General features: G+C 61.6%; 9 protein-coding genes and 1 pseudogene. 3 read left to right on the top strand and 7 right to left on the bottom strand.

The genetic code is table 11. The annotated features are described in order from the left end of the window. Window positions 1-49 precede the first annotated feature (49 nt). Both K359_RS65280 and K359_RS65275 read right to left on the bottom strand, forming a co-directional pair. Window positions 50-595: a site-specific integrase gene (locus tag K359_RS65280; protein WP_051346790.1), complete on the bottom strand. Its 546-nt coding sequence runs from the start codon at window positions 593-595 to the stop codon at window positions 50-52. Between the two features lie 11 nt (window positions 596-606). Beyond that, on the bottom strand, window positions 607-1389 hold the full coding sequence (locus K359_RS65275; protein WP_245284919.1) for a hypothetical protein: 783 nt from the start codon (window positions 1387-1389) through the stop codon (window positions 607-609). A 496-nt stretch (window positions 1390-1885) separates the two neighbouring features. Between K359_RS65275 and K359_RS0144715 the strand changes: the two genes are divergently transcribed. Continuing rightward, the gene (locus K359_RS0144715) at window positions 1886-3583 is read left to right on the top strand and encodes a hypothetical protein (RefSeq protein WP_029084876.1); all 1698 of its coding nucleotides are present in this window, start codon (window positions 1886-1888) and stop codon (window positions 3581-3583) included. Between the two features lie 48 nt (window positions 3584-3631). Here the strand turns inward: K359_RS0144715 and K359_RS57990 are convergent, their stop codons facing one another. From K359_RS57990 to K359_RS66005, 4 genes are all read right to left on the bottom strand, one after another. Next, window positions 3632-4042, bottom strand: coding sequence for a DUF2304 domain-containing protein (locus tag K359_RS57990; protein ID WP_051346788.1), 411 nt, complete (start codon window positions 4040-4042; stop codon window positions 3632-3634). Further along, the gene (locus tag K359_RS0144705) at window positions 4039-4728 is read right to left on the bottom strand and encodes a glycosyltransferase family 2 protein (RefSeq protein ID WP_035978298.1); all 690 of its coding nucleotides are present in this window, start codon (window positions 4726-4728) and stop codon (window positions 4039-4041) included. The genes K359_RS57990 and K359_RS0144705 overlap by 4 nt, the downstream gene beginning before the upstream one ends. A 43-nt stretch (window positions 4729-4771) precedes the next feature. Further along, window positions 4772-5638, bottom strand: a complete 867-nt coding sequence (locus K359_RS57985; RefSeq protein WP_156929056.1) for a bifunctional 2-polyprenyl-6-hydroxyphenol methylase/3-demethylubiquinol 3-O-methyltransferase UbiG — start codon at window positions 5636-5638, stop codon at window positions 4772-4774. Between the two features lie 228 nt (window positions 5639-5866). After that, entirely contained in the window at window positions 5867-6001 is a 135-nt protein-coding gene (locus tag K359_RS66005; protein ID WP_256375217.1) for a hypothetical protein, read from the bottom strand. Window positions 6002-6296: 295 nt separating this feature from the next. Here K359_RS66005 and K359_RS55750 point away from each other — a divergent pair. Together K359_RS55750 and K359_RS66530 are read left to right on the top strand one after the other, a co-directional pair. Further along, window positions 6297-9079 (top strand): annotated as a pseudogene (locus tag K359_RS55750) (UPF0182 family protein). A 532-nt stretch (window positions 9080-9611) separates the two neighbouring features. After that, complete coding sequence (locus K359_RS66530) at window positions 9612-9812, top strand: hypothetical protein (protein ID WP_156929057.1); 201 nt, start codon at window positions 9612-9614, stop codon at window positions 9810-9812. On the opposite strand, the gene K359_RS62495 is transcribed toward K359_RS66530, so the two are convergent. Further along, entirely contained in the window at window positions 9809-9961 is a 153-nt protein-coding gene (locus K359_RS62495; protein ID WP_156929055.1) for a hypothetical protein, read from the bottom strand. The genes K359_RS66530 and K359_RS62495 overlap by 4 nt on opposite strands. Window positions 9962-10149: the final 188 nt, after the last annotated feature.

Here is a 10149-nt window from a genome sequence, read left to right as displayed (position 1 = left end):
TGCACAAAACACCAAAACCTTGCAATCTCAGAACGTCATTCCAGCCAAATTACGATTCCAGATCAGTCGCCTGGAAGCTTCTTAACGGGCGACAAACTACGCTGTGAGCTTCCGAAAATGCGATGACCTGCGTCGGCGGCGCGAGGCCGAGAGCCGGGAAACTTTCACGGATTGTTTGAGCGACATAACTTGGCGCGAGGTGAGCGTAGTGCTTTTCCGTCATTCGCGTATCTGCGTGGCCAAGTTGTCGCGCGACCACCGCCATGGGCACGCCGGCCATCGCGAGATAGGAGGCGTGAGTGTGCCGTAGGATGTGGAAGTTCACTGCTGGTACGATCCCAGCCAGGCCACTCGCCTCATCAAGCGGCCGCTGTTGGTGCGAGGTCCCCCACGGCTTTCCATCACTCCTCAAAAAGATCCGCTCGCCAAAGGCAATGTTCGCTGTCCAGTGCCGGAAAGCAATCTTTCCTTCCTCCGCGAGAACGACGTGCCGGTTTTTGCCCTTGCTGAGCCGGACGGATAACGTGCCGCTATCATCGTTATAGTCTTCACGCTTGAGGCGGCCGAGTTCCGCGTATCGGCATCCGGTATGCAAAGCCGCTTCGACTAACTTCCGAAAGTCCTGAGGACAGGCATCAACCAGGCGACGGATTCAGCAAGAGTGAGGTAACGAACGACCGCCTCGTCGACCTTCTTGAATGGCTTCACTTTACGCCAAGCGGTGTCTGACGACGCGCGGTCGGCATAAAAGGCTCGGTTCAGCGCCGCCTTGAGGACGGTAAGAATGCGATTGGCGGTGGCCTTCCGCGCGCGGCGCGCATCCTCGTCATCAGGGGTCTCTCGCGTGGCTGGCCTGGCCGCGCCGCGCCTGGTTCGCAAGCGCTTGGGATCGGTTGCAATCTTATTGCGCCACCGAGTCAACTTTTCAGTCGTCAACTCATCGACGATAACCGACCCCAGATCAGGCAAGATCCAAGCATCGAAGACGTATTTTGCACCTTTGACGGCAGCAGGCTTCTTTTCGGCGGCTATCTCCGACAGATAGTCGTTGACGGCATCCTCAACCTTGTACGGTCCGGTCCGAACAATTCCCGCCGCGACCAGGCGTTGCCGCTCCGCCCAGACACGAGATTGATCCTGTGCCTGCCAGAAATCGAAGACCGTGACGCCGTCAGCGTCGATGGTGTCGTCGGCCGCACCGATCGCCTTCGTCTCGTAGCCCCGTGTGCCACGATAAAAGCTGGCAACCCACGATCCCGAACCTGCGCCGCGATAGTAACCGAGACGCAGCCCCTTCGCGATTTTTGCGAAGTAGGGCGTCCGTCGCGCCGGCAACCGCGCACGAGCCGTACGGGTTTCAAGCGAAGAATGCCGCGCAGACCGCGCCAACTGCCGTTCCCCATTTCTTCAAGTTTTCTTCAACAGGCGGTCGAAGATGGTCACGAACAGTACCAAACGAGTACGAACTAAGCAATTGAAATCACAAGTGTTATTCTCGTTCGCCGACGTTCGCCAACGTACGCGATGCAATTCTCTCAAGGCTGAAACAGGGGTTCGATTCCCCTAGGGAGCGCCAAGCTGCGACATTCCGCGATGTTCTGCGACATTCTACGATGCCGCCCCCGTCAGGTAGCGCTATGTCGCGCGCTAACTGATTGCTCACCGCGGAAACGCCCGCGAGCTGATTTGAACTTTCGGAACAAAGTTCCCTTCAGGCATGTTATCGAAGCCCGCGGACAACACTTGAGGTGCGCTGGGGGGGCGCTCGCGACTAGGCAGTTGAGCGAGGTGTCGCCCGATGTGATGCAGGCGGCGGGGTAGAACCGTTTACGGCTTGATCCGGCACTTGAACCCCTCGCGCAGCCGCTCGATCGCAGGATAATGCATGGCGCTTGAACGGGTGGATGACGACAGCTCTGGGTTTGCGAGGCCGAAACTCGGCCTCGCATTTGCTGCTCGCTATGCTGAGACGTCGGTCGTGCTCCTGGTGCTGGGCGTGGCCTTGGTCATCGGGCTTGCGACCGCCGCGGATTACGGGCTGTCCACCGACGAATTCAACACCGACGAGTACGGCCCCAAGGCGCTTGCCTGGTACACGAGCGCCTTTGCGGACCGGTCTCAGTTCGAGGCGGTCGAAGAGTATCTGTGGATGTATGGACCGTGGTTTCAGATGCTTGTTGCGGCCGTGCAGTCGCTTGAGCTCGCGAACCCGATCACGGTCCGGCACGCAATGACCTTCCTGTTGGGCCTCGCCGGGCTCGCCGCCGTCGTGCCGATGGCACGGCTCACGGTCGGATACTGGGCTGGATTGACGGCACTCACCCTGTGCCTGCTGACCGGCTACCTGTACGGCAACCTGTTCTTCGCCCCGATCGACGTGCCGTTCCTGTTCGCCATGAGCTGGTCGACGCTCGCGATCGTCCTGATGGTGCGGCAGGAGGTGCCGAGCTGGCCTCTGACTCTTGCGACAGGCCTTGCCACTGGCCTCGCCATCGCGACGCGCACCGGCGGGGTGATTACGCACGCCTACCTCGTCGGCGGCATGAGCCTGTGCGCGCTCGAGGCGCTGCTGCGCCATGGCCGCGCGGGCTATGGCCAATTGCGCCAGATCGCGTTGCATACGTTGCTTGTCATCCTCATCGCCTGGCTGACGGCGATTGCGCTCTGGCCCTGGTTGCAGATTGGAAATCCGCTCACGCAATTCCTCGAGGCCTATCGGCACTTTGGTACGCTCGACACCTCGTTCGAATTCCAGAACTGGAGCCGGCTCACATTCACCGATAACGTGCCCGCCTGGTACATCCCCGGACAGCTCCTGGCGCGCCTGCCGGAGGGCTTTTTGGCGTTGCTGTTGATCGGCATGGCGGTCTGGATCGGTGCAGCAGCGTGGTGGAGCCGCGCCGCCCTCGGCGCCCTGCGTCGGTCCGGCGTCGCGGGCCTGCGACCAGTCGCGGCCGAGCTCGCAGGATCGCGCGCGGTGCTCGTCGTCGGTGTGGCGGCGTTCGGGCCTATCGTGGTGCTCATCCTGCAGGGCTCGACGCTCTATGACGGTGTCCGCCATGTATTGTTCGTGATCCCAATGCTCGCCGTCGTGGCCGCGCGCGGGCTTGCGAGCCTCTTGCCCTTCTTCCGACGCCTCCCGATTGTGCCCGCGGCCCTCGGGGTCGCGCACACGGCCGCCATCGTGGCGACGCTCATCATCCTGCATCCGCTCGAGTATATCGCGATGAACAGTCTGGCAGGCGGCGTTGCCGGCGCTTACGGCCGCTTCGACCTCGATTATTGGAGCATGGCGGCTCCCGAGGCGCTGCGCCGCCTCGAGGATCGAATTGACGCCGAAGGCCGGTTCGCGGGCGATCCGCCGCGCGTGCTGATCTGCCTGGCCTGGCGCGAGCAACTGGCAGGCGTGATGTTCCGTCGCAACTGGATTGCCGAAACGCATCCGGAAGAGGCCGACTACCTGATCACCACCGAGCGCTGGCCCTGTGCCGACGGCACGACGGCCGTATTGGTTGATGAGGTCACGCGATTCGGTCGCCCGTTCGCCAAGATCTACGCGAATCGTCGCGGGCTCGGTGAGTGACGCCAAGTCAGCCGCGACTTGAAGTCAGGCGCGACTCGGCAATGGCATCTACTTCTTCGCCCGCGATTCAATCGGGGGCGCGCCAGCCTTTCGGCCCAACGTGACCGGGCGACGTTTTCGCGGGGGGACTGCCTCACGCCGGCTCTCCTTGGCGCGATCGATCGCCACGGCGCGCGCTAGCCGCGTGATCATGTCGAGCTGGAGCCGCAGCTTCAGATGCAAGTTGAGCATGATGAGCAGGCTGATCACGACCCAGATATAGACGATGAGGTCGGAGCCGCGCCCGATTCCCACGAGGGCCGCAAGTGCTGTGGCGTGCTCTTGCATCCAGACGAAGTAGAGGCCGGCGAGCGCCGCGCTGCTCGCGAGCAGGCCGATGATCGGCACCGTTCGATGCGCCGACCAGGCGTAGACCAGAACCAACGTCAGAAGGGCCGTCAGCAACAGCTGCGCGATCATCGGTAGAGCCTCCGCTCAAACAGATCGATTAGGATGGTCAGCGCATCGGTGATGCGTTGACCCTTGCCCAGTGAATAGGCGCTGTACTCGATATTCACCGGCACTTCGACAAAGCGCAGGCGGCTGAGCGCGATCTGGTGCAGGATCTCGGACGCGTGCGCCATTCGGTTCTGTCGCAAGGAGATCGCGCGGGCGCCGCGCGAGGTCATCGCCCGTAGGCCATTGTGGGTATCGGTGACCGGCAGTCCGGTGCTTGCGCGCGTGAACCAGAGCGCGGCGCTGAGCAGGATGCGGCGCGCCATCGGCAGATTTGCGGTCGCGCCGGTGAGAAAGCGGCTGCCGAGCGCGAAATCGATGCCGGGCTGCTCGATCGCCGCGAGCAGCGCCGCGATGGCCGCGGGGGAATGCTGGCCGTCGGCGTCGAACGTGACAAGCGCATCCGCACGCTGCTCGAGGGCGTAGTCGATGCCGGTCTGCAGCGCGGCGCCCTGTCCGAGGTTGATCGGATGCCGGACGACGACCGCGCCTGCGAGCAACGCGACGTCGCCGGTGCGGTCGACGGAGCCGTCATCGACCACGACGACGGCGTATCCGGCGCGGCAAATGCCGGACACGACGCTGCCGACCGCCGGCGCTTCATCGTACGCCGCGACAACGACCCAGGGATTGCGAATCCGGCCGGTCATGTCTGATCCATCCGCAACAAGAACAACCCGTGGGAGGCTCGTATCATGGCGACGCCTTGCTCAAGACCACGCGCATCGCGTCGAACAAGTTCACCGGAATGGCGAACCGGTTGCCGGTCGGGCCGGCCGCGATCTTGCGGCCGAGCATGCGACCGACCTGGAAGGCGATCAGCGAGAGCGGCACGAATTTCCAGGGGTGATCGGAACTCTCGACGCGAAGGCCGACCGAATGGGCCAGAGACGCGATGCTGTCGCGGTTGAAGAACCACAGGTGCTGCGGAGGCGTCATCAGGCGCCAGTGCGCGCCGGTCGACCGCGCCGCCAAGGAACCGAAGTCTCCGGTCGTCAGCACGATGATTCCGTCTGACCGGAGATGGTTCGCGAACAGCGCGAGGGCTTCCTGCGGGTCGGGCAGATGCTCGATGACGTCGAGGAGGACGATGACATCCAGGGTGCCAAGCGACTTGAGAGTCGCTTCGCTCAGCAGGCCGCAGACGACGTTCAAGCCGAGATCGCCAGCGTGGGCGGCAGCCGCCTCCACCGGCTCGATGCCGCTCACCTCAAATCCGGCGCGGCGGGCTTCATCGAGAAAGAAGCCGTAGGCGCAACCGATCTCGAGCAGGCGGCCCTCTGGCTTGCGGCGCTGGATGAATTCGACCGAGCGGGCGAACTCGCGCCGTAACACGGGCTCGGCGCCGCGATAGTCGGCGTAGCCGTCGGACTGACGGCCGGAAAAGTAGCCATCGTCGTAGTAGGCGAGGGGATCGAAGCTCGATGCCTCGGTGCGTCCCAGTCCGCAGTCACGACATTGAAAGATGTCGCAACCGTTCTTGGTGTAAAGCAACCGATGCGGCGTCGCCCGGCTGCACGCGGGACACTCAAGCGTCGGCGCAGCTCGGTCGTTTCGCATCAGCACATGCGTCCCTCCAATGGCGCTTCTTGAGTGCGAAAAAACGCCTTCAACGCCGAACTGTTCCGCTCGGCGAACCGCCACGGGGTCGCAGGCTGCCTGGCTGGCCGCTGCGAAATAGATCGAGGATGGTCCACACTCTCGCTGGTGCAGCGCGGTGAAACGGCGGTCGTCCGAGGGGACGACGCCGAAGCTACCGGGCGCTAGCGTCGTCACGCTGGCGCAACGTCAGCTGAGGCTGATCTTGAGCTGCTTGGGCGCGTTGTCGCCCAGGATGCTGGCGGGCTGCTCGTCCGTGAGCTCCAGCGTCTTCATGACGTATTCGATAGGAGGGCACGGAGTGCTGCCGGCTTCCACCCGCACTTAATGCTTCTAAAATTATACAGCAATCTCAATTACATAAGAGTTTTCGGCTTTTTTCTGGCTTCCCGCGCCAAGTCCGCGCTGTTCCACGATATTGTACGATGCGACTCCGTTCGGGAGCCATCCTGCTCGACAACTGATTGATCGCGCCGGTCTGCATCAGCAGAGTTTGCCGCCCTGTGCTCGTTCGCTATCCCGGCGACGGAGCTTCAAGCACCCGCGTCGCCCGCCTTGGCGGGGCAATCCGACCACGAATCAAGCGGCGAGCGCCCCTCATTTCCGCTATGATCAAGCCATGACGATCGGGATTACCGGACCCGGCCGGAAGGCACCACGGCAAAGTGGCGTGGTCAGGCTGATCGTTGCGGCCGTCGTCATCACGATTGGCCTGATCCTGCTCTCGCTCGCGAGCAATTTCCTGGTCGATTGGCTGTGGTTTTCCTCGATTGGCTACTTGCAGGTTTTCTTGACGGCGATCGGCGCCAAGGCAACCGTGTTTTTTGCCGTCTTGACGGCGACCACCGTCGTCCTCTGGTTGAACGGAGTGTTGGCGGCGCGGTTTGCCATGCAGCAGCCGCTACAGATCGCAGTCGACCCGTGGAAGGTGGCGGGTATTACGCCGCCGCCCGATCCGTCCGCAATACTGTGCGATCGATTAACCCGGCCTCGCTTTATCGTTCTCGGCGCGGGTTTGCTCGGCGTGCTGGTTGCCGCAGGCGAAGCCGGCAATTGGGGCATGTTCCTGCAATTTCTCTACCAGGTGCCCTATGGCGAGGAGGATCCGCTCTACAACGAGGACATCGGCTTCTATCTCTTTTCGCTACCCGCCTATATCGCGATCAAGAACTGGATGCTGCTCGCAATCGTCCTGAGCGCGGTGTTTGCCGGAGCGATCTACTGGGCGCGCGGCGACATCGAGTACGACGTCCACAACCGATCAATCTCGCCGACGGTGATCGCGCATGGTTCGGCGCTGGTTGGCCTTCTGTTCGCGGTGAAGGCCTGGTCCTATGGGCTCGACCGCTATCTGCTGCTCTACGGCGACAATGGTGTCGTGGTCGGGGCGAGCTACACCGATGTCCATCTGGGGCTGCCGGCTCTGTGGCTGATGATCGGGCTTTCGATCATCGCGGCGTTCATCGCATGGGCCAATTTGTGGGCGTGCACCTACCGGCTTCTTGCCGCCGGGTTCATCCTCGTCGGCGCCGGCTCTGTCGTGCTGTCGAGCCTCGTCCCTTCGCTGTTCCGGCACTTCGTCGTCAAACCGACGGAGTTGGAGCTGGAGAAGCCCTACATCGAACGCAACATCGCGCTCACGAGGCAGGCCTACAATCTCGACCGGATCGCAGCCAAGCCGTTTGCCGCCGAACAGAGGCTGACCTTCAAGACCCTGGAAGCGAACAAGGCGACCATCGACAATATCCGGCTCTGGGACTGGCTGCCGCTGTCGAATACCTACGCGCAGCTGCAGGAGATCCGTACCTACTACAAATTCTACGATCTTGACGTCGATCGCTATTGGCTCGACGGCTCGTACCAGAGCGTGATGCTTTCGGCTCGCGAACTGCGGGCCTCCCTGCTGCCGGCGAACGCCCAGACCTGGGTCAACCGCCACGTGCTGTTTACGCACGGCAACGGCGCGGTGATGAGCCCAGTCACCCGCAAGAGCACAGAAGGACTGCCGTTCTTCTATTTGCGCGATATTCCGCCCGTTGCCGACGGCGGTCCCAAGATCGACGAACCGCGCATCTATTTCGGCGAAGAGAGCGACGACTACGTCATCGTCAAGGCCAGCATCCCGGAGTTCGATTACCCGAAGGGGAAAGACAACGCCTACGCGGCCTATGACGGCATTGGCGGTATGCCGATTGGAGCATTGGGATGGAGAACGCTGTTCGCCTACTACTTCAACGACGCGAACCTGGTCCTTTCAAGCTACATCACGGCCGACAGCCGGATCATGATCCGGCGCAATATTACAGAACGGGTGCGCACGATCGCTCCATTCCTCAGGCTCGATCATGATCCCTATCTGGTCATCAGCAACGGGCGGATGTTCTGGATGCAGGATGCCTACACCACGAGCTCCTATTTCCCCTCCGCGCAGCCCGTGCCGGAGCTCGATCTCAACTACATCAGGAATTCGGTGAAGATTGTTGTCGATGCCTATAACGGGACGGTCGATTTTTATCTGATCGACCCACGCGACCCCATTGCAGCGACCTACCAGCGTATCTTTCCGAGCCTGTTCAAGCCGTTCACGACCATGCCGGCGGATTTGCAGACGCACATTCGCTATCCGGAGGATCTGTTCCTGATTCAGGCGCGGCTGTATCAGACCTACCACATGGAGCAGGCCGAAATTTTCTACAACCGCGAGGACTTCTGGCAGTTTCCGCGACAGCCGGGCGGCGACGGCACCTCGGTGATGACCCCCTATTACATCATCATGCGGCTGCCCGGCGAGCCGCAGGCCGAGTTTTTCCTGATGCTTCCCATGGTGCCGAGCCGCCGCGACAACATGATCGCGTGGCTCGCCGCGCGCTGCGACGCGCCCGACTACGGCAAGCTGATCGTCTATGAATTCCCCAAGGAAAAGCTCGTCTACGGGCCGTTCCAGATCGAGGCGCGGATCAATCAGACTACCGAGATCTCGCAACAGCTCACGCTATGGAACCAGATGGCTCGCGGGTGATCCGCGGCGCGAATTTGCTTGTGATCCCGATCGACAACTCGATCCTTTATGTATCGCCACTCTATTTGCGAGCGGAGCACGGACATCTGCCGGAGCTGAAGCGCGTGATCGCAGCCTACGGTGAGCATGTCGTGATGAAGGAGACGCTCGCTGATGCCCTGGCCGCGTTGTTCGCAGAGCCCGGTGCGGTGCCGGAGGATTCAAACGCAACGGAAACGGTGTCCCGTGCGGGCGGGGCGGCGAGCCCGGCGCAGCAGGCGCTCGATCGTTACAACCAGGCGGTAGAGCGATTGAAGGCCGGAGACTGGAAAGGGTTCGGCACGCAGTTCGATGCCCTGCGCGAGCCCCTGGAGGAAATGAACCGACGCTCCGCCGGCCACTAATGGCCCCGGGAAATTGTGAGCGCGGACGCGCGCCTCAACCGGGTATTGTTAAAGGTTACATTGCAATTTCAATCACATAAGAGTTCGCAGTTTTGTTCTGGGTGGCGCGCCAGCAAACTCAGGCACTTAGTTGCCATCAGCCGCGTTCGTTGAATAATGGTTGAATAAGACGCTGGTGAACAGCGGCGAACGCTTGGGGAATTTGCTGCCGACATTCGCAGACTAGCCCCGGCGCGATGCCTCACTGTGACTGGCGCATTCGCGAAAAATTTCGTCGTCGCCCTTGGTGTCCGGAAATACTCAAACCGCCGCTAGCGTGCGCTGCCGTACGCGAGCGCCCTCGGATGCTCGCATTGACGTTGCTCGTCGCACAATCGACCCTTGTCCTGTCGAGCTTTATGCGAACAGGAGGGCCACGTGAGATACTATCGACGAGAGAAAACTGGCGGACAACAGTCACACGTCAGTCTATCCGCTCCGAAAGCCGCAGAATTGAGCACGGTGGCCATTCGCTCAGCGGCTCACCTGCACGATTGACGATGCATGCGAAGTTACCGGCTTGGGACGCACGAAGCTTTACGAGTTGATAGGAGCTGGGCGTATCGTCACGACAACGATCGGACGACGGCGACTAGTAGTGGTGCGCTCTGACTTCTTGTTGATCACCATCCTGAACTCGTATTTGTCGACGCTCAGGATGTTGGTGCATTTTTCGCCGTCCTCTTCGATCTAGCTCGGCAGCTTCCAGTTGGTCTCGCCTTCGAATGTCTCGCCATTGCACCACTCGCCGACGAAATCGATCGGCATCTGCTGGAGAGGAGGTGCGGCGTGGGCGGCGCCGACAGTCAGCAGCGCCGCGGTGATAATCAAAACCTTCTTCATCTTCAGTTCCTCAGTTCATTCCGGAGGGGCCGAGTCCGATCGCGGTCAGCCTCGCTTTTGAGCTGTTCCTCGTTCCCGCCGTCCTCGCGCTTGCTCTGATAGCTGGCGGCGTAGTCTAGCTGCTCACCCTCCAGGGGCTGAAGCTGTGCTTCGATGGTCTACCGCTGTGGCCCAATGCTGGCTTTGTA

The organism is Bradyrhizobium sp. th-b2, from assembly GCF_000426785.1.
Lineage (GTDB): Bacteria > Pseudomonadota > Alphaproteobacteria > Rhizobiales > Xanthobacteraceae > Bradyrhizobium > Bradyrhizobium septentrionale.
Note: the sequence above shows the minus strand (reverse complement) of the source record. Positions and strands in the feature narration are given on the sequence as shown.

What these genes read in the sequence shown, in the direction of transcription:
- K359_RS57985 (WP_156929056.1), bottom strand. Translation starts at nt 5,638, where the DNA reads ATGCGAAACGACCGAGCTGCGCCGACGCTTGAGTGTCCCGCGTGCAGC.
- K359_RS57990 (WP_051346788.1), bottom strand. Translation starts at nt 4,042, where the DNA reads ATGATCGCGCAGCTGTTGCTGACGGCCCTTCTGACGTTGGTTCTGGTC.
- K359_RS62495 (WP_156929055.1), bottom strand. Translation starts at nt 9,961, where the DNA reads ATGAAGAAGGTTTTGATTATCACCGCGGCGCTGCTGACTGTCGGCGCC.
- K359_RS0144705 (WP_035978298.1), bottom strand. Translation starts at nt 4,728, where the DNA reads ATGACCGGCCGGATTCGCAATCCCTGGGTCGTTGTCGCGGCGTACGAT.
- K359_RS0144715 (WP_029084876.1), top strand. Translation starts at nt 1,886, where the DNA reads ATGGCGCTTGAACGGGTGGATGACGACAGCTCTGGGTTTGCGAGGCCG.